General features: G+C 57.7%; 21 protein-coding genes. 13 read left to right on the plus strand and 8 right to left on the minus strand.

The window, feature by feature from the left end; translation table 11 throughout:
- Nucleotide 1: 1 nt before the first annotated feature.
- The 3 genes from TX72_RS11275 to TX72_RS11285 are packed head-to-tail and all read right to left on the minus strand — an operon-like array spanning nt 2 to nt 3,884.
- Nucleotides 2-946 carry a DNA polymerase III subunit delta' gene (locus tag TX72_RS11275; protein ID WP_011129090.1) on the minus strand — a complete coding sequence of 315 codons (945 nt, stop codon included), beginning with the start codon at nt 944-946 and terminating at the stop codon, nt 2-4.
- On the minus strand, nt 943-1,572 hold the full coding sequence (gene tmk / locus TX72_RS11280; RefSeq protein ID WP_011129091.1) for a dTMP kinase: 630 nt from the start codon (nt 1,570-1,572) through the stop codon (nt 943-945). Before tmk ends, TX72_RS11275 begins: the two co-directional genes overlap by 4 nt.
- Nucleotides 1,569-3,884, minus strand: coding sequence for a heavy metal translocating P-type ATPase (locus tag TX72_RS11285; protein WP_011129092.1), 2,316 nt, complete (start codon nt 3,882-3,884; stop codon nt 1,569-1,571). Before TX72_RS11285 ends, tmk begins: the two co-directional genes overlap by 4 nt.
- A gap of 74 nt (nt 3,885-3,958) precedes the next feature.
- Between TX72_RS11285 and TX72_RS11290 the strand changes: the two genes are divergently transcribed.
- The 5 genes from TX72_RS11290 (at nt 3,959) to TX72_RS14025 (ending at nt 8,377) form a co-directional block, all read left to right on the plus strand.
- Nucleotides 3,959-4,480 carry a photosystem I assembly protein Ycf3 gene (locus tag TX72_RS11290; protein ID WP_011129093.1) on the plus strand — a complete coding sequence of 174 codons (522 nt, stop codon included), beginning with the start codon at nt 3,959-3,961 and terminating at the stop codon, nt 4,478-4,480.
- Between the two features lie 84 nt (nt 4,481-4,564).
- A complete protein-coding gene (locus tag TX72_RS11295; RefSeq protein WP_042503914.1) occupies nt 4,565-5,956 on the plus strand; it encodes a site-specific integrase in 1,392 nt (463 codons plus the stop codon).
- 135 nt (nt 5,957-6,091) lie between these two features.
- Nucleotides 6,092-6,979, plus strand: coding sequence for a hypothetical protein (locus TX72_RS11300; RefSeq protein ID WP_011129095.1), 888 nt, complete (start codon nt 6,092-6,094; stop codon nt 6,977-6,979).
- Nucleotides 6,980-7,835: 856 nt separating this feature from the next.
- Nucleotides 7,836-8,033, plus strand: coding sequence for a hypothetical protein (locus TX72_RS14020; protein WP_148228823.1), 198 nt, complete (start codon nt 7,836-7,838; stop codon nt 8,031-8,033).
- 89 nt (nt 8,034-8,122) lie between these two features.
- Complete coding sequence (locus TX72_RS14025) at nt 8,123-8,377, plus strand: hypothetical protein (RefSeq protein WP_144416657.1); 255 nt, start codon at nt 8,123-8,125, stop codon at nt 8,375-8,377.
- Nucleotides 8,378-8,454: 77 nt separating this feature from the next.
- Here TX72_RS14025 and TX72_RS11310 read toward each other — a convergent pair whose 3' ends face one another.
- Nucleotides 8,455-8,724, minus strand: a complete 270-nt coding sequence (locus TX72_RS11310) for a hypothetical protein (RefSeq protein WP_011129096.1) — start codon at nt 8,722-8,724, stop codon at nt 8,455-8,457.
- Between the two features lie 500 nt (nt 8,725-9,224).
- Here TX72_RS11310 and TX72_RS11315 point away from each other — a divergent pair, with 500 nt between their 5' ends.
- Both TX72_RS11315 and TX72_RS11320 read left to right on the plus strand, forming a co-directional pair.
- Entirely contained in the window at nt 9,225-9,623 is a 399-nt protein-coding gene (locus TX72_RS11315) for a hypothetical protein (protein ID WP_011129097.1), read from the plus strand.
- Nucleotides 9,624-9,774: 151 nt separating this feature from the next.
- Nucleotides 9,775-10,005, plus strand: a complete 231-nt coding sequence (locus TX72_RS11320) for a hypothetical protein (RefSeq protein WP_042503922.1) — start codon at nt 9,775-9,777, stop codon at nt 10,003-10,005.
- A gap of 427 nt (nt 10,006-10,432) precedes the next feature.
- Here the strand turns inward: TX72_RS11320 and radA are convergent, their stop codons facing one another.
- A complete protein-coding gene (gene radA, locus TX72_RS11325) occupies nt 10,433-11,827 on the minus strand; it encodes a DNA repair protein RadA (protein ID WP_011129098.1) in 1,395 nt (464 codons plus the stop codon).
- 90 nt (nt 11,828-11,917) lie between these two features.
- Between radA and rpaB the strand changes: the two genes are divergently transcribed.
- From rpaB to TX72_RS11350, 5 genes are read left to right on the plus strand one after another with little or no spacing between them, the layout of a single operon-like run.
- Nucleotides 11,918-12,664 carry a response regulator transcription factor RpaB gene (gene rpaB, locus TX72_RS11330; protein ID WP_011129099.1) on the plus strand — a complete coding sequence of 249 codons (747 nt, stop codon included), beginning with the start codon at nt 11,918-11,920 and terminating at the stop codon, nt 12,662-12,664.
- Nucleotides 12,645-13,931: a phosphate acyltransferase PlsX gene (gene plsX / locus TX72_RS11335; RefSeq protein ID WP_011129100.1), complete on the plus strand. Its 1,287-nt coding sequence runs from the start codon at nt 12,645-12,647 to the stop codon at nt 13,929-13,931. Before rpaB ends, plsX begins: the two co-directional genes overlap by 20 nt.
- Before the next feature lie 60 nt (nt 13,932-13,991).
- Nucleotides 13,992-14,975, plus strand: coding sequence for a beta-ketoacyl-ACP synthase III (locus TX72_RS11340; RefSeq protein ID WP_083810644.1), 984 nt, complete (start codon nt 13,992-13,994; stop codon nt 14,973-14,975).
- Between the two features lie 28 nt (nt 14,976-15,003).
- Nucleotides 15,004-15,900, plus strand: coding sequence for an ACP S-malonyltransferase (fabD, locus tag TX72_RS11345; RefSeq protein WP_011129102.1), 897 nt, complete (start codon nt 15,004-15,006; stop codon nt 15,898-15,900).
- Nucleotides 15,897-16,550, plus strand: a complete 654-nt coding sequence (locus TX72_RS11350; RefSeq protein ID WP_011129103.1) for a lysophospholipid acyltransferase family protein — start codon at nt 15,897-15,899, stop codon at nt 16,548-16,550. Before fabD ends, TX72_RS11350 begins: the two co-directional genes overlap by 4 nt.
- On the opposite strand, the gene TX72_RS11355 is transcribed toward TX72_RS11350, so the two are convergent.
- The 3 genes from TX72_RS11355 to TX72_RS11365 are packed head-to-tail and all read right to left on the minus strand — an operon-like array spanning nt 16,513 to nt 17,944.
- On the minus strand, nt 16,513-17,088 hold the full coding sequence (locus TX72_RS11355) for a YdcF family protein (RefSeq protein WP_011129104.1): 576 nt from the start codon (nt 17,086-17,088) through the stop codon (nt 16,513-16,515). The two genes, TX72_RS11350 and TX72_RS11355, sit on opposite strands and share 38 nt — an antisense overlap.
- Complete coding sequence (tsaB, locus tag TX72_RS11360) at nt 17,088-17,693, minus strand: tRNA (adenosine(37)-N6)-threonylcarbamoyltransferase complex dimerization subunit type 1 TsaB (protein ID WP_011129105.1); 606 nt, start codon at nt 17,691-17,693, stop codon at nt 17,088-17,090. Before tsaB ends, TX72_RS11355 begins: the two co-directional genes overlap by 1 nt.
- Nucleotides 17,693-17,944 (minus strand): Ycf34 family protein, encoded by a 252-nt coding sequence (locus TX72_RS11365; protein WP_011129106.1) that lies wholly within the window; start codon nt 17,942-17,944, stop codon nt 17,693-17,695. The genes tsaB and TX72_RS11365 overlap by 1 nt, the downstream gene beginning before the upstream one ends.
- Between TX72_RS11365 and TX72_RS11370 the strand changes: the two genes are divergently transcribed.
- Nucleotides 17,937-19,127, plus strand: coding sequence for a tRNA nucleotidyltransferase/poly(A) polymerase-related protein (locus TX72_RS11370; protein WP_011129107.1), 1,191 nt, complete (start codon nt 17,937-17,939; stop codon nt 19,125-19,127). The genes TX72_RS11365 and TX72_RS11370 overlap by 8 nt on opposite strands.

The raw sequence follows: 19,127 nt of genomic DNA on the forward strand, positions 1-19,127 counted from the left end.
CTTACTTACCGGTTGTCAGCTCCAGCAACGCCACCTCCCAGGCGAGGCGTGGCTGAACGAAAGACAGCAATTGGCGCCGCAGTGTTTCCAGGCGTTGCAACGGTCGATCACCGGCACCACGGGCCCACAGCTGCTGCTGCCACCAGTTGATTAACCACAGCTGTTGCTCACCATCGAGGGCTTCACACACATCCCGGGCGAGAGCCAAGGCTTCCATGGGTTGATCCCGCATAGATGCCAATCGCCCCGTGAGCTCCTCGGGCAAGCCTGCCCGCTGGCGCCGATGCTCCAGCAGAGCACCCGGTGAACCAGCCGCCATGGCCAGCAGCTCCGGCGGATCGTGCTCAGCAACCGCTCCACAACCCTCCAGCACACGATTCAGATCCGCCTGGGCCAGCCGCAGGAAGCGAATCAGCTGACATCGTGAGCGGATCGTGCTCAGCAACCGCTCCGGCGCAGCCGAAAGCAGAATCAACAGCCCGTGTCCTGGCTCCTCCAGGGTCTTCAGCAGAGCATTGGCCGCGGCCTCCGGCATCGCCTCCACCGCTTCGATCACCACCATGCCCCGTTCAGCCTCCACCGGTTGACGGGCCAGGAAGCGGCTGATCGAGCGGACCTGCTCCAGCCGTAGCTGAGGCGGCGTGCGGCGGGTGATCCCGGCCTCCTCGGCTTCCTCCCGGGTCAGCAGACGACCCTGGTGCTGAAACGTCGGCTCAACCCAGAGCAGGTCGGGATGGTTGCGCTCCTCCAGCCGCCGTCGCTGCCGCTCCGCTTGTTGCCCCGCCCCCAGCACACCCTCCAGAAATCGCACGGCTGCCAGCCGACGGCCCACACCATCAGGGCCGGCGAACAGATAAGCCGGTGCCAGGCGCTGCCGGTTCAACGCGGCTTTCAGCAGATCCACCGCCAAGGGTTGACCGATCAGGTCCTCGAAAAGATTGGTCATCCCAGGCGGTCCATCAGTTCCCGTTCCAAGGCGCGGCTCACGGCCTCCGGCGGACGATCCGCCGCAATGGCCGACCACTGCCGCTGCTCGGCAATGGCCGCAAACCCGTCAATGACGCGCTGCAGAAAGACCTGCCCCTCTGCTTCGATGCGGTCGGCCTGATCACCCTGCCGGCGCCGCAGACTCTCCTCCAGCGGCAGGGTCAACCACAGGGTGAGATCCGGTTGCACACCCGCGGTGGCGATCCGTTCCAGCTGATCGATGAGCTGGCGATCCAAGCCCCGGCCATAGCCCTGATACGCCATGGTCGAGCCGGAGAATCGATCGCTGATCACCCAATCGCCCCGTTCCAGGGTTGGGAGGATCAGCCGCTCCACGTGTTGGGCGCGATCCGCTGCGTAGAGCAACAATTCCGCCGTTGGCGCCGGAGCCTGCTCCGCCCGTGTGTGCAGAAGAAGCTCGCGCACGGAACGGCCCAGCGGCGTCCCCCCCGGTTCCCTGGTGCTGATAAGCTCGGCCCCTGCCGGCATCAGTCCGCTGCCCGGCAGCCAGCCCAAAAGATGATCGAGCTGCGTTGACTTGCCGCAGCCATCAATCCCGTCGAGAACAATGAAGCGACCGCTCATGCCACCCGCAGCAGCAGGGCATTGAGCACCACCGTGATCGAACTGATGGCCATCAGCAAGGCCGCCAGGGGCGGGGACAGCAGCACCCCCTGACTCGGCAGCAGGGCACCGGCGGCAAGGGGCAGGGCGATCAGGTTGTAACCGAATGCCCAGAACAGGTTCTGCCGAACCTTGGCCAGGGTGCGGCGGGCTAGGGTCAACGCTTCCGGCAGGTTGTCCAGACGATCTCCCATCAACACCATGCCGGCGGTGTCCTGGGCGATCTGTGTGCCGGTGCCGATGGCGATGCCCAGATCAGCCGCGGCCAAAGCCGGCGCATCGTTGATGCCATCTCCCACCATGGCGACCCGCCCCCGTTGGCGCAGCTCCTCCAGACGCTGCAGTTTCTGCTCCGGCAGCATCTGCCAGCCCAGATCAGCCGCCTCAAAGCCCAGCTGCTGACCCAAGGCACGCACGGCCGGCTCGCGGTCACCGCTGAAGATCGCCAGGGCAAGGCCCTGCTGACGCAAGCGTTCCAGCGCCGGCACCACATCGGCACGCAGCTGGTCTTCGATCTGAACCAATCCCAGCAACGCACTGCCATGGGCCACCGCCACCACGGAGCCATCGGCCTGAGCAAGCCAGGTCCTGGCTTCATCGCTGAGGGCAACGCCGAATGAACCCAGCCAATCGGGACGTCCCACCCGGATCGGTTGAGGCCAACCCTCCACCTCGCCCACCAGACCCTGCCCGGACACGGTGGTGACCTGCACTGGTTCCAGCAGGGTCAGGTCCCGTCGCTGCGCCTCCTGCAGCAGGGCATGGGCCAGGGGGTGACGACTGCTCTGCTCGAGGCTTGCGGCCAGCTGCAGCAGCAGAGCCGCGTCCTTGGCCCACACGCTGGTCACCAGCGGGCGTCCGAGGGTGAGGGTGCCGGTCTTGTCGAACACAACGTGATCGAGGCCGGCGGCGGTTTCGATCACATCGCCGCCGCGGAACAACCAGCCCCGCTGCGCTGCCAGACCAGTGGCCACGGTGATCACGGTGGGGGTGGCCAGACCAAGGGCACAGGGACAGGCCACCACCAGCACAGCGATCGACAACTGCAACGCCAACCCGACCGGGGAGGTGGCACCACTGCCGAGGCCGCCGTGATGCATCGCATGGCCACTGGTCATCAGATGCCCCTGGGGCATGCCAGGTGCTGACGCCTGCATCACCTGAGGCCATTGAGAAGCGCCGAACAGCCACCAGAACAGGAAGGTGGCCAGGGCAAGAGCGATCACGCCGTAGCAGAAGCGTCCGGCTACGCGATCCGCCAGCCCCTGAATCGGGGCCCGACGCGCCTGGGCCTGCTCCACCAGGCGTATGATACGCGCCAGCGCCGTTTCCGCTCCAACCCGCGTGACCTCCAGCACGAGCGGTGCATCGAGGTTGAGGCTGCCGGCGGACAGCTCAAGTCCGGGTTCTGCCTGCCAGGGCAGCGGTTCACCGGTGAGGCTGGAGGCATCCACCGCCGAATACCCCTCCACCACAACACCATCCACGGGCACACGGTCCCCCGCCAGCAGCTGCAGCCGCTCCCCGGGGCGCAAGGCCCCGACCCGAACATCCCGGATGGCGCCATCCGGCAGTACCAGACGGGCCGTATCGGGTTGCAGCTGGGCCAACTGATGCAGCGCCTGACCGGTGCGGAAGCGGGCCCGTTCCTCCAGGAAGCGCCCAAGCAACACGAAACCCAGCAGCATCACCGGCTCGTTGAAAAAACAGGGCCAGCCCACCTGGGGCCAGATCAGTGCCACAAGACTGGCCAGATAGGCGCTGCCGACCCCCAGACCCACCAGGGTGTCCATGCTTGGCGCAGCCGCCCGGGCAGCCGCGAATCCACCCAGCAGAATCGGCCGACCGGGACCCAGCAAGGCCACGGTGGCCAGCGCGGCATGGAACGGCAGGCTGCCGATCAGGGGCAACGACAGATGGCCGGCCTCGCTGAGGTGACCAAGCACCGACAGCAGCAGCAGTGTGAGGGCCACCATAAGTTGGCGCCACTGCTGCCACCAGGTCAATCCGGAAGCTCCAGTCGCAAGCCGAGCGGACGATGGCTCCAGGGAGCGTTCACGGGCCGGAAATCCACGACTGGCCAAGGCCCCGAGTACGGCGTCGACATCGCCATCGGCTTCGCTGAGATCTAGCCATGCCGCACGGCTCACCAGGTTCACATCAGCGCGCTGCACCCCCGGCTGCTCGAGCAAGGTGCGCTCCACGGCTCGTACACAGCCTCCGCATTTCATCCCCTCCACATCGAGGACGACGGTCTGAACCGCAGGACTCACTGGCGCTTGTTCGTTACGGCAAGGCTAGGTCGGGTGCTGTTCCCGTCAGGATGGGGGCCTTCCGCCGGAGCGCCGTGCCCCGCAGTAATCGCAACGACAACTTCATCGACAAAAGCTTCACGGTGATGGCGGACCTGATCGTCAAGCTGTTGCCGATCAACGCCCGATCCAAGGAGGCATATGTCTATTACCGCGATGGCCTCTCCGCTCAGAATGATGGCGACTACGCCGAAGCGCTGGAGAACTACGACGAGGCGCTGAAACTCGAGGACAACCCCACCGACCGTGGGGAGACCCTCAAGAACATGGCGATCATCTACATGTCCAACGGCGAGGAGGAGCGGGCGATTGAGACGTACCGCAGAGCCCTGGACGAAAACTCCAACCAGCCGTCATGCCTCAAGAACATGGGGCTGATCTTTGAGAAATGGGGGCGGATCGCCGAAGAAGACGGCCGCCAGGATGACGCCGATCGCTGGTTTGACCAGGCCGCCGAGGCCTGGACCCAGGCGGTGCGCCTCAACCCCGGTGGCTATCTGGACATCGAGAACTGGTTGAAATCCACCGGGCGCAGCAACGTCGACGTCTACTTCTGACAAATGCACCTCCTAAGAATCCAGTCATAGAGCGGGATTTGACGAGGTGCGCTAAAGTTGTTCCGAGTCTGTTCCAACAGGGTCGTGCCAAAAGTCCTCGAAAAGCGGAAAGTCGCCGGAATCAAAGGTGACATCGTTTTGCTTCAACGCGGGCACAATTCGATTGGTTACTACTACCGGGAATACAGGTCGCTCACCCGTGACTACAAGTTTCAGAAAATCGAAGGCGCCAAGGACATGTATGAGGCGTGCGAGCAAGCCGTTGATATTGCATTCAAGTTTAAAAGTGAATTCTCAAAAGAGAAGAAGGTTATAAGCGAGCAAGTTGGCGTATACGCACCAAAAAGACAAAGCAGAAAAAGATATAAGCCAATTAAAGCAGCAATAGATGAATATCTTGGCGAGGAAGAGAAGAGGGCACGATCTGGTCTCATACAACCTGGCACTTTCAAGACTAAGAATGAATCCTTCAGGCTGTATATCGAACCTTATATAGCCTCAAAAGGCATTAAGTATACGCAACAGATAGATCACAGCACCTTTGAAGAATATTTTATTTATCGAGCACGAACAACAGCTCTGATGCGGCAGAGAGAACTTGCTTTCATAAAGCAATGGATCAATAATTATCTACTTCCTAACAAGCTGCTGAATGAAATGCCATCAAAAGCATGGTATCCGCGACAGATCGTCAGACAAACGGATCGAATGGCTAACCCAGCTATAAATCCAGCTGATTGGAAAGTAATTATTGATTACATTCGTGATGATTGGCGACATTATCATGAGCAGGGAGGAATGAAAGGACCTGCAACAAGAATATGGCGAGATGCCTTTTGGCATTTCTGCCTATTCATGAAAAATACCGGGATGAGTCCTGAGGAGATCTTGAAACTCAAATGGAAAAACGTCGAGATACGAGACATAGGCAGGATTGACAGCAAAGGCGAACGACAAGAATGGCTAGTTGCGTACATCAACACAATCCGAGCGAAGACACAACAGATGCGAGAAATACCAACTAACCAAGGCAAAGAACTAAAGAGATATATGCAGATGCTGAAGGACTACTGCGCTAAGTACAAGATTCCAAATTCAATAGGACCTAACACGCTGGTCTTTGGCAATCCAAATCTAAACTTCGAACCATATGGCCACTGGCGATACGGAAGGTGCTGGCGTGAAATCAGAGAAGAACTAGCCGACAAGCTCAAAGGCCACAAGTTCAGCAATCACCCATACACCCTGTACTCAATGCGAGCAACATTTATAGAAGATCATCTGCGTAGAGGCACAGACATCTTTCTACTGGCACGGATGGCTGGCCACGACGTCAAAGAATTAATGAAGAGCTACGAAAGACTTGACATAAGAGAAAGAACCAAAGAAATAACGACAATTGAATTCGGCAAGCAGAAAAGCAAGGAGGAAGACTTCCTGATCGACCTGATGCAACCAGAAGACGATCAAATCTGAGGCCTCGGCCGAAAAACAGGTTTCTCAATAAGGGTGAATTATTGACAATTCGCGCATGCGCGAAATTTGAGACTGCTCACGAAATTTGCCATATGCCAAACAAGAGGTTAATTTGGCTTTAGAGAACAACTCACAATGACTACTAGCACTACAACAAAAGATCGTCACATTACTGACGAAGAATTTGAAGATATTCTTGAATCAGATACATCTCAGAAGCTGTCCATGTCGATTGAGAGGCAGCCATCGGCTTTATCTCAATCAGATATCGAGCCTGGCCTGCAGGAAACATTCAATGAGAACTGGGAAGCCAGTATTATCAGCGGACTAACACCGGATCAAATAAGATTACTCAAAGAAAGAACATATTATGCCAATAAATATTACTGGGCTGCTGGCAAATCAATCAGAGAGACAGCCAGATACTTAGCTGAGATTAGAGAAAATTGCCAAACAGGAACATGGATGGCATTATGCGAAAGCAACAAGCTTAATATCAGCTCCTCGAAAGCCCGCGAGCTCGCTAATGTATGGGATAAATGGTTAAAGCATGACTACACTATTCCAGAGCTTGCACTCGTTGATGTCTCCACTCGTACACTCAACTTCGTGGCAAACATCAAAGACGAGGAAACAAAATTAAAAGCAGTAGGATTACTTCGTGACGGCAACAAGATTTCCGAAGATAAATTAAAAGCTATTTTGAAGGAGAAGAAAACAGCTACAGATGAAGAAAAAGCCAAGGCAAAGCTGAAAAAAGAATTGGATGAGATTGAAAAAGATGCTTCACTGACTGACTACTCAAAACTTGTCAAGAAGAGTATCAAGCAAAGTGAATTTAAACTCTCTCAAATGCCGGCAAGGATCAAGAAACTCCAGCAAGAAAACAAGGAATTAGAGGAAAAGCTCGATGCCTTGAAAGAGGCAGCCAAAGGCCCTGAAGAAGCAAAGGCCTACATTGAAAAGATACGAGCAACTGCACAAGCCAAGAGAGAAGAAACCTCCTTTGCACGCAAAGGCTGAAGACAAGGGTTCTAAAACCCTGCTTGGAAAGAATTCAAGCCTCTACATAAGCAGGGGCTTTTTCATGTTGAGCAGGCATGTTCCATGTCTTATGCATATATGTTCCAAAATTCTCTGGAAAGCCAGTGGGGATGGGGGTTGCAAAAGTCTTGGTATAACGTCGACGCCAGACGAGACTCCTAAAATTGCTAGAGCGGTGGTAGCTAATCAAATTAGTAGCCAAATATAGAGTCGCCTTGTATAAACGAGTAGAAAATATCAGAAGCAAGAATTAACTACAATCTCAACCTGCCAGCTCAACTAAATTCATCAATTTAAGCAAAAGGGTAATCACATCTGCTATCACAATATATACACAATTCAAAGGATTTTAAAAGCATTGCTTGATTTAACCCTCTATTAGCTTGAGTCACGCACAGGGCAAAAATTAGAAACACCTAGAAGGAAATATATAATCAAAACTTTTACGTGAACTGTGTAGATCTAGGTATGAAAAACTTATGACGTTACGCTCGTTACGCTCGTAGCACCGTAATCTATATAAGTGCTGTATTAATACCAGCTACGTTTACCATGCCGCCTTTCCCTCTTATGTCTTTCAACTAGTGTATTAAAAAAAGAATATATAAGGGCTTTAGCGTAACGAGTTTTATAACTTTGCAGTCATACCAATGCTTTTGCTCGTTACGGTCTATTTTGTGATTAAGCCAATTTATAAGATTAAACTTTTCCAATATCTCATCAGATATAAAAAAGTTAAAACTAAATTTTGAGATAAAGAAACCCATAAGATCATGAAAGCATTCAAAGGGTAAGAAGCAAAGTCTGTTAAAATATATGCAAAGCAGCTCAAGAAATGAATATCGAATCAATCGAGACAGCATTATCTAGAGCAAAAAGGTTTCATCTTGGTAATAATGCGAGAGCTAGATACAACGCACCTGGTGATGACACCAATATTACAATCAATACCAAAGAAAAAGTAGTTGTTGAGAAGCTTTATTTGGTTATGAATATGGATGATTACTGGGGAACGAAAGATAAAGAAAATTAAATGTACGGTAACTACGAAAAAGAGATGCAACATTACCCAACCCTGCGTTCCAACTGATAGTTAGCTTCGAAGTAATTTAATTGAATCTCATGCCACGTTTTCGCAAAGGTCAATTGACTTCAAAGACTGATTTCGAATATGCAATCTATTGGGAACATTTGAGAGCTGAATATTTCAGAGTTAAAGGAAATCAATCCCAATATGACGAGTGCTTAAGGAGAATCACAGAACTAGAATGGCGGAATGCAACACGATTTAGTGCAGACGAAATTGATATCTCTTCAAACAATGATTTACAAGATATTGGCATTGTGCCATCCGATGAAATCTCTATAAAAGACTAAAACTGATAAAAAATTTGCGAGACATCTAATATCATCTGAGATGAGTAATCCGGCTGAACAAAAAAAATAAACATCAACTATGGACAATTGATTCTTTCCATCCCAGCTTTGATTGTCTGCTCTTGTTCTCTGAGCTGCTCTATTTCAGCAAGAGCAGGAATAGCAGGCACAAAGGCATTAACTTGAACTGTGAGAAATGTAACTTCTTCATTCTTTATTTCACGCAATGCGTTAGCACCTGATAGACAAGCAAGAGTTACTGACTTCAGGTCAGCATCCTCTTTTTTCTCCACCTTCTTGATTGATGAGATAGCTGAGTGTATATTCTCCATCAGGTTTCCAGTCATTGCGAATACTGTAGTTGGAGTAAGTGCAAGTAATGCACACAGAACTATTCCTAGTAATCGGCTAATATCAGTTAGTGGCTTCAGTCAATTCTAATTTCTATAGCCATATGAGCAAGAGCTTTCAGTAAGACAACGCCGGCTAACGCCGGCTTTATCGGTTAATGTCCATTCGGAGTTAACCCGATGACATTTCAAACAGTTCCCATTGCATCAGCACAGCTCGACCAACTTGCGGACAATATCCCTGGGTTCACCAGTGATTAGCAATTACTGAAGGATACGCTACAAACAACGATCTTCGTGTCTGGAGCATCTTCTTCATCTGATGGCCGCGCTTCTTACATCCTTGGAAATGAGGGTGAACGTGTGTGGCTTCCTAACACTCTGACATGCTGGATTAACGATCTCAAGATTGTTACTCAAACCTACGAACAATATGATCCTGTTGAAAAGCTACTTGTTTATGTGACAAGTATAACTCGACATCATGGGTCTACCGAATGGGCTTTGATTCATGGGCAAGCTCGTCATTGCTTACAATCATCAAATCGATGTCACCAACAATGATCAAAAAGCGTATTCAAATTAGCCTTAGGCCTAAAGGTCGCGCTTGTTTTGTTGATGTTTCTGCAATCACAGAAGATCAATCTGATTACAAGCGTGTTCAAATCAAGGATATTGATTTAGGCCGCAAGCTCGGATACACCGAGATGCTCGATGTCATTTCGTATTTCCATTTGGCACAATCCAGCATGCAAGCCCAGATGGCTCAAGCACCTGTCGAACCCAAGCAGCTACCAGCAAGCTCCGAGAGCTCTTCAGAAGCTCTTGAAGCTATGGCTAAACCCAGGCGATCTAGGCGCAAGTCCAAAGCACCTGCAAAGGCTACAACCGCATGAATACATAGCCTCGCATTTCTAGCGGGGCTTTTTTTGATACTTGATAGCCGGTTAACACCGGCTGTTTTTTTAGTGGTCGAAATGTAAAAGATGGATAGTTCCAACCAGGATCTTGCGGCATCAACAACTTCGGCCACCAAACCCACTAGCTATGCACACTATGCGCTTCAAAATCCCAGGCCGCGACATCCAAGTTCGCATTGTCGAACGTGTCATGACGAATGACCCACAATATGACATATTTGATGTTGGTATTGAGTACCAAGATGGATCAATTGATTCACTCGTCGTACCAGGAAGCGGCTCTTACAAATCGGCAAAGGCTTTTGTCAAACGTATTGACGACAAAGCGCAGACAAAAGAATCAATTGCTACAGTCTGAATAAAATTGCCTGCAATAACTGCAGGCTTTTTTTATTTTCTATCTATCTTTAGGCTTGCATTACTAGCTGCATTTGCGAATATTTAAATAATTGGCATTGGAACGATGGGTATTTTTGCTGCCACATTGTCAAGCGTAAGCATTTTAATTTCTATTCCACTTATCCAAACGTATTTAAAGACTAATGAATCAAAACAGGCAATATTAATGGACTGTATTAGCAGGCAAATCATATCTCCGCTATGCACTGATTTGTATCTTCGAAATCCAGGCAAAACTTACGCTGGACATTAACGAACCTTTAAATTTTAAGAAGTGTTACAAACCTTAATAGGATCTGTTCCATGTCACGTTCCATGCTCTGTTCCATGTTTGTTCCGTTCCACTGACAGTGGCAAACCCTTTAGTATGACACGAACATGCACGTCTACTTCTGGTCCGTCACGTCCTCACCGAGGGCCAGCACCAGGGCCTCGGTGACCCCATCGGCCTCCAGGAGGGCAAGATCAAGACCACTGGCCAAGGCACCTAGTCCACTGCCACGGGGCACCACCGCCCGCCGGAATCCGAGCCGCGCTGCCTCCTGCAGGCGTAACTCCAGCTGACCGACCGGTCTGAGCTGCCCCCCCAGACCGAGCTCGCCGACCAGCACCGTCCCCGGCGGGAGGGTGAGATCGCGAAAACTGGCCACCACCGCAGCCGCCACCCCAAGATCCGCCGCCGGCTCCTCCACCTCCAGCCCACCGGCCACGGCCAGGTAACAGTCAAAGCGGGAGAGGGGTAACCCCATGTGCTTTTCCAGCACCGCCAGGATCTGGTGAAGCCGGTTGGTGCCGATGCCCGTGGCCGTGCGTCGAGGGCTGGCATAGCTGGTGACATTGACCAGGGCCTGCAGGTCCACCACCAGCGAACGTGATCCCTCACAGGCCACGATCGTGGCGACACCCGAGGCACGGGTTTCACTCAGGAACAACTCGCTGGGATTGCTCACCTCCTCCAGGCCCTGGGCCTGCATCTCGAACAGTCCCAGTTCATGGGTGGCTCCGAAACGGTTTTTCACGGCCCGCAACAGCCGGTGACTGGCAAAGCGGTCCCCTTCGAAGGTGAGCACCGCGTCCACCAGGTGTTCCAGCACCTTGGGTCCAGCCAACATTCCCTCCTTGGTCACGTGGCCCACCAACAACAGGGCTGTGGTCTGGCGTTTGGCCAGCCGTTGCAAGGCGGCGGCACATTCCCGCACCTGACCAACCGAGCCGGGAGCACTGGGGAGGTTGGCGTCGTGAAGTGCCTGGATGCTGTCGATGATCGCCACGGCAGGACGCAGGGCCTCCAGCTCCTCCAGCACCAGCTCGAGGTCGGTTTCCGCCAGCAGCTGCAGATCAGAGGGGCCACCCGCCAGGCGCTGCCAACGCAGCTTCACCTGCTGGGCCGACTCCTCAGCACTCACATACAGCACTGAGGTTTGAGCAGCCATCGTCGACGCGCTCTGCAGCAGCAGGGTGCTCTTACCGATGCCCGGATCTCCCCCCACCAGCACCAGGGAGCCCGGCACCAGCCCGCCACCCAGCACCCGATCAAATTCACCGGAACCCGTTGGCAATCGCCGGATCGGCTGATCCTCCAGCGAGGCCATGGCTGTGGAGCGTTTCGGCGTCGATGGTCGGTCTGCATCGGGCGCACGGCGACGACGGCCGCCGTCATTGGCGGGCTGGGACTGCTCGACGAGGGAATTCCAGCTGCCGCACTCCGGGCAGCGCCCAAAGAACTGTCGTGACTGGGCTCCACAGACCTGGCAATGGAACACAACGGCGGATTTAGGCACTGCGAACTGTGAAGAAAGTTGCCGTTAGATGAACGGACGGGGGGGCAGGTCTTTTATTTGTGACCAGAAGAACAAAACGCCCCAGGCGTCATGACGGCCACGACCCCCTCCAAGGAAACAATCCTCGTGGTCGATGACGAGGCCTCGATCCGACGGATTCTGGAAACCCGCTTGTCGATGATCGGGTACAACGTCGTCACGGCCTGCGACGGCACCGAAGCGCTCGAGCTGTTCGAAAACACGGCTCCAGATCTGGTGGTGCTCGACGTGATGATGCCGAAGCTGGACGGCTACGGCGTCTGCCAGGAGCTGCGCAAGGAATCCGATGTGCCGATCGTGATGCTGACGGCCCTCGGCGATGTGGCGGACCGGATCACGGGTCTTGAGCTCGGGGCCGATGACTACGTCGTCAAACCGTTCAGCCCAAAGGAGCTGGAAGCCCGCATCCGTTGCGTGCTGCGTCGGGTGGAGAAGGAATCCGTGGCTGGCATCCCCAACTCGGGGGTGATTCAGGTGTCGGATCTCCGCATCGACACCAACAAACGCCAGGTGTTCCGGGCCGACGAGCGGATCCGACTGACCGGGATGGAATTCAGCCTGCTGGAATTGCTGGTGAGTCGCTCCGGTGAGCCATTCAATCGGGGAGAAATTCTCAAGGAAGTCTGGGGATACACCCCGGAACGCCATGTGGACACCCGCGTGGTGGATGTCCACATTTCGCGGCTTCGCTCCAAGTTGGAGGATGATCCTGCTAACCCCGAGTTGATCCTCACGGCTCGCGGTACCGGCTACCTGTTCCAGCGCATCATCGACTCCGTTGCCTCCGAAGGACCCTGACTCCTCCCGGACCCCAGAGTCCAGGAGCAAGAGCAACCGACCCCGGGCGATCCGCCGCCTGGTGATCTGGTATCGCCGCAATGCCGCGGTCACCTCCCTGGTGGATACAGCGACCAGCTCCGCCTCAGCAGCGGGAACCGTTGCGGGAACGGTGGCCAATTCCATGCTGCAACCGCTGGTGTTTGACCCATTGCGCTGGCTGCAGGGCAACACCGACGATGAAGAGATCCAGGAGGCCGACCGCCTCTGGGTGGCCGTGGATGGCATGGGCGGGGACCACGCCCCCGGCCCGATCCTCGAGGGCTGCCTCGAAGCCATCGAGCGCCTGCCTCTGAAAATCCGCTTTGTCGGCGAAACCGACAAAGTTCTCGAAGCGGCTGATGCTCTGGGCCTGAGCGAGCGCCTGGCCCAGGCGCAAGCAGCGGATCATCTCGACCTGGTGGCCAGCGGCCCCTCCATCGGCATGGACGATGAAGCCACCGCCGTGCGACGCAAGCGCGACGCCAGCATCAACCTGGCGATGGATTTGGTCAAAAAGGGGCAGGCCCTGGCCGTGTATTCCGCCGGCAACTCCGGCGCGATGATGGCCTCCGCCATTTTTCGACTCGGACGGCTGAAGGGCATCGACCGACCAGCCATCGGTGCACTGTTTCCCACCAAGGACCCTGGACAACCGGTGCTGGTGCTCGATGTGGGCGCCAACATGGATTGCAAACCGGCCTATCTGCACCAGTTCGCCCTGTTGGGCAACATTTACAGCCGCGATGTACTCCAGGTGGAGCAACCACGGATCGGCCTGTTGAACATCGGGGAGGAGGACTGCAAAGGCAACGACCTCGCCCTCAAAACCCATGCGCTGCTGCGAGATGAACGTCGTCTGCACTTCGCCGGCAACTGTGAAGGGCGGGATGTCCTGTCCGGCGCGTTCGATGTGGTCGTCTGCGACGGTTTCACCGGCAATGTCCTGCTGAAGTTCCTGGAGTCCGTGGGCAGCGTGCTGCTGGGGGTTCTGCGGGCTGAACTGCCCCGAGGCCGGCGCGGCAAGGTGGGCTCTGCCTTCCTGCGCAGCAACCTGCGGCGAATCAAGAAACGCCTCGACCACGCCGAACATGGAGGTGCACTGCTGCTGGGGGTCAACGGCGTCGCGGTGATCGGCCACGGCAGCAGCAAGGCCCTGTCGGTGGTGAGTGCCCTGCGCATCGCCCATTCCGCCGCCAGCCATGGCGTGATGGAGGATTTGGCCGCCCTGCAGAGCGGCTGTGATTGACTGACGCCACTCGTCTTCCACCGCGCTTTGGTCGAGCAGCTCCACAGGACCGGCGGTGTGATGTTCCGTGGCAGCGGTAGCGCTACTCCACAGCGTTCCATCAGCAACACTGAGCTGGGACAACGGGTGGAAACCAGCGATGACTGGATCCGCAGTCGCACCGGCATCGCAGCCCGACGTGTCATCGGGGCCGACGAAAGCCTGGGTGAACTGAGCGGCCTTGCGGCAGAACGTGCACTGGCCATGGCGGGATGGTCGGCGGACAGCCTGGATCTGATCCTGCTGGCCACCTCCACACCCGATGATCTGTTCGGATCCGCACCGCGGCTGCAGGCCCGCATCGGTGCGGTGAACGCCGCGGCCTTCGATCTCACTGCCGCCTGCAGCGGTTTTCTGTTCGCAGTGGTCACGGCGGCCCAGTACCTGCGCAGCGGGGCGATGCAACGGATCCTGGTGGTGGGCGCCGACCAGCTCAGTCGCTGGGTCGACTGGGACGACCGCCGCTCCTGTGTGCTGTTCGGGGATGCCGCCGGTGCCGTGGTGATGGAAGCCTCCGATGAGCAGGACGACCTCCAGGGGTTCCTGCTGCGCTCCGATGGCGGCCGCGGTGCGGTGTTGCAGCTGCCCCAGAGCAGCGAACGAGCACCTCTGGTGGGCGATGCCAGCCATCAGCGCGGTGGCTTTGAGCCAATTCAGATGAACGGACAGGAGGTCTACAAATTCGCCGTACGGGAAGTGCCGGCGATTTTGGAAGCGCTGCTGCAGAAAACCGAGACCCAAGCGGATTCCCTCGACTGGCTGTTGTTGCATCAGGCCAACCAACGCATCCTCGATGCCGTGGCTGAGCGGTTCTCGATTCCGAACGAAAAGGTCCTGAGCAACCTGGCCCACTACGGCAACACGTCAGCCGCCACCATCCCCTTGATGCTGGATGAAGCGGTGCGGGACGGACGGATCGAACCGGGCCACCGCATCGCCAGCAGCGGCTTCGGCGCAGGACTGAGCTGGGGTGCAGCCCTGCTGCGTTGGAGCGGGCCCGCGTAATCTCCCCGCACATCGGTGCGGACACATCATGGCGATCGCCTGGGTTTTTCCCGGCCAGGGCTCACAGAAGCTGGGTATGGCGGATCCGGTGCTCAGCCTCAGCGGCGCCAGCCAACGCTTTGCCATGGCCTCCGAGCTGCTGGGCCGTGATCTGCTGGCCATCTGCCAGGGCAACAGCGTTGGCGGCAGCGGTCCCGACGACCTCAACGACACCCGCAACACGCAACCAGCCCTGTTCGTCGTGGAGTCCCTGCTGGTGGACAACCTGATCGAGCAGGGGCGCGACGCAGCGCTTGTGGCTGGCCACAGCCTTGGGGAACTGGTGGCGCTCTATGCCGCCGGCGTGTTCGACCTGGAAACGGGCCTCAAGCTGATGCAGACCCGATCGGAACTGATGGCAGCCGCCGGTGGCGGCGCGATGACCGCCGTGATCGGCTTCGACCGCAGCCAGCTCGAAGCATTAGTGAACGACACCGAAAGGGTGAGCATCGCCAACGACAACAGCGACGCCCAGGTGGTGATCTCGGGGCAGCCGGACGCTGTTCAGAGCGTGAGCGAGAAGCTTAAGTGCAAACGGGCTATTCCCTTGGCGGTTTCCGGAGCATTTCACTCCCCGTTCATGGCCGAGGCGGCAGAGGCCTTCGCCACAACGCTGGATGGCGTCAGCTTCCGCGATGCCCGGATCCCGGTCTTGAGCAACAGCGATCCCAGCGGTTGCAGCGATGCAGCCCTGCTCAAGCAACGCTTGAAGCAACAGATGACCACCGGCGTCCGCTGGCGGGAAACCATGGCCTCGATGGCGGAGCACGGCATCGACACCCTGGTGGAGATCGGTCCGGGCAATGTGCTCAGTGGCCTGGCCAAACGCAGCATGAACGGGGTGACCACCGCGCAGATCGCCAGCTCTGGCGATCTCGGTCAGTGAGCAGCGCCCCACTGGCCCAGGCACCTAAGCCCAGCCTTGCCTACCGGCTAGTGAGTGAGCTGCTGGTGTTTCCACTCTTCCGGGGGCTGTTCCGTGGCTCCACCCGCGGCCTGCACCATGTGCCGAAGCAGGGAGCGGTGGTGGTGGTGTCCAACCATGGCTCCCATTTCGACCCACCCCTGCTAGGTCATGCCCTGGGGCGGCCGGTGGCCTTCATGGCCAAGGCGGAACTGTTTTCAATCCCGTTGCTGGGGGCCGTGATTCGCGCCTGTGGCGCCTATCCGGTGCGGCGAGGGGGCAGTGACCGCGAGGCCATCCGCACGGCCACCGCGCGACTGATGGAGGGATGGGCGACAGGTGTCTTCCTCGATGGCACCCGCCAGCCTGACGGTCGAGTGAATGCACCACAGCCTGGCGCTGCGCTCCTAGCCGCCCGCAGCGGTGCTCCGCTGCTCCCCGTGGCGATCGTCAACAGCCATCGAGCCCTGGGAACGGGCCAAGTTGTACCGCGGCTGGTGCCGCTGCAGCTGCGGGTGGGGGAGCCCGTGCCAGCGCCGGCGAGTCGCCGCCGTGCTGATCTCGACGCCACGACAGCCATTCTTCAGCAACGGATCAACGCACTGCTGGAGCTGGATCCGCTGCATCCCTGAGGTCCCGGCCGGTCACCACCCAGGCCACGGCTCGCAGCCAATCCCGCCAACGCCGTAAGGCACTCTCCTCACGGCAGGTGGGTTCACAGTCCACCGGCACGCCCGTGAGGTGGATGCCAAGACTGCCGGCCACCACCTGGCCCACCGCCAGGGAGCGTTCCAGATGGTCGGCGCTGGTCACCACCAACACATGGCGGACGCCCTCTGACGCCAGGTCATCAACTACTGAGGTGAAGTTGCTCAAGGTGTCGCGAGCCCTGTAGTCCAGCTGCACCTGATCGGTCGTCAACCCTTCCTCCTGAACCAACCAGCTGGCGTATTCAGGGTTGCTGCCACCACTCACCAAGAGCGGTTTATCCAGCTGACGTGCCAACCGCGCCCCGACCCGTTCGCGCTCAACATCACCCCCCAGCACCAGCACCTGCTGGGGCGGTGCTGTGTCCAGCAGAGCCTGGCGATAGGGCGCCAGGGGCCCTCGGACCACCAGCCATGTCAGCAATCCTGCGCTGAGCAGAACTCCGGCCCGGACCCCTGCCATCAGACCGGCCCCACCGGAGAGGTTGGATAGATGGGGAGAACGGGTTGCCAGGGCAGCGGCTCACCCTGTTGAAGGGCCTGCCGCAGACGCCCCAGCAACGCCTCCACGTCGGCATCCACATCGACAGCGGCCTCGATGGCAGGGCTCACGATCCTGTCGGCCTCAAGCAGATGCGGAGCCTCAAGCTCCTCAACCACGGCAGCCCCCACGCGGTATCGGCCAGCGACCACGCCCCGCCGGGGCAGCGGTTGCGTGATCCAGAACGGCTGCTCATCAGGCGCCAGACGCTCGGCCATCAGGGCAAAACTGCTGACGCCCAACAACGGACAGCCGAGTTGCTGGGACAAAGTTCGTGCCATCACAACCGAGAGACGTGTGCCGGTGAACCCTCCTGGCCCGGTCGCAACGGCCAAACCCTTGAGCTCACCCCAGCGGCCGCTGGGCAGCAGGGTCGAGACCCGCTCAATCAGGCTGTTGGAGAGACCTCGTCCGTCATCGAACCCCATCACCCGCGGGCGGCCCTGATCGGTCTCTGGATCCTGCACCGCCACTCCGAAACGTTCGGTGCAGCTGTGCAGGGCCAGCAGTAGAGGGGAAACAGTCATCAATCCGGCACGGCTTGTCCTGGGCGCAGTCGGCCCCAGCGTCCGGGATCAGGCGTGAAGCTGGAGCAGGCCCGTACATCCCATTCGATTCCCGCACCACCCCCGGGTAGATCCATCACAGAGACGTGGATCCTCGGGGAGCGAGGTTCAAAATCCGGCACGTCACTGAGGTGGTCCACGCCATGTTGTCGTTCAACTGCGTGATAGGCCTGGCAGCGGTCGACCCAGCGGCAGTCCACACAAATGCACATGCCCTCCAACCCACCAGCTACCGCCATTTTGGAGCGCCTGGCACCCGAGCGCTGGCCCCTTCCCCTGGATCTTCTGCCGGCGGAGGCGGTGCTGGTGGGGGGAGCGGTCCGTGATGCCCTGCTGGATCGGCTCAAGCCCCAGCCGGATCTTGATCTTGTGGTCCCCAGCGGTGCCCTCGCCCTGACGTGCACCCTGGCCAATCGGCTGGGGGGCAGTTGCGTGGTGCTCGACCAGGAGCGGGACATGGCCCGTCTGGTGCTGCGGGGCTGGACCGTGGACATCGCCCGACAGGACGGTGCAAGTCTCGAGGCGGACCTGCAACGCCGGGATTACCGCATCAACGCCATCGCCCTGCCGCTGAATGGGCCTGCACAGCTGATTGATCCCACCGGCGGCCTGGCTGACCTCCAGCAAGGCTGGCTGACGGCCGTACGCGAATCAAACCTCACCGACGACCCGCTGCGGCTGCTGAGGGGCCTGCGGCTGATGGCTGAGATCCCCCTCAGCCTCGATCCGATGACCGCTGGCTGGATGCGACGGCACCGGCAGCAACTGACGCAAGCAGCGCCGGAACGGATCCTGGCGGAACTGCAGAAACTGGTGGCGGGTCCCCTGGCTGATCAAGCCATCGAGCAGCTCTGCCAACTCGAACTGATCCAACCCTGGGCGGCCGATCAGCCACTGCCGACGTCCGTCGACACGATTCAGATGACGACAGACGAACAGGAGCAGGCTCTGCCATTGGCCCGCCTGACCGCCTTGATCAGCGACCAGGGGCTGGAACAGCTGAGGGGCAGTCGAGCCCTGCGTCAGCGTTGCCGGCGACTGCGCCAGTGGCAGCGACGCTTACCGGATGACCCGGAGACGCTGCCGGAAGGGGAGCGGGTGCAACTGCATCTGGATCTCGATCGGGATCTGGCGGCATTGATCCTTCAGCTCGAACCAGCCCATCAGACCTGCTGGCTGCAGCGCTGGCGGGACTCGGAGGACCCGTTGTTTCACCCGGCCAGCCCCGTGGATGGGACCACGCTGCAGCGTGAACTCAAGCTGGCTCCAGGCCCTCGGCTCGGGGACCTGCTGATGCATCTGCGCCAGGAGAGAGCCTTCGGCCGCTTGCAGAGCCGCGACGATGCAATCCAGGAAGCGCACCGCTGGACCAAACGGAATCAGAACGCTCTGTGA

The organism is Parasynechococcus marenigrum WH 8102 (genome assembly GCF_000195975.1).
GTDB lineage: Bacteria > Cyanobacteriota > Cyanobacteriia > PCC-6307 > Cyanobiaceae > Parasynechococcus > Parasynechococcus marisnigri.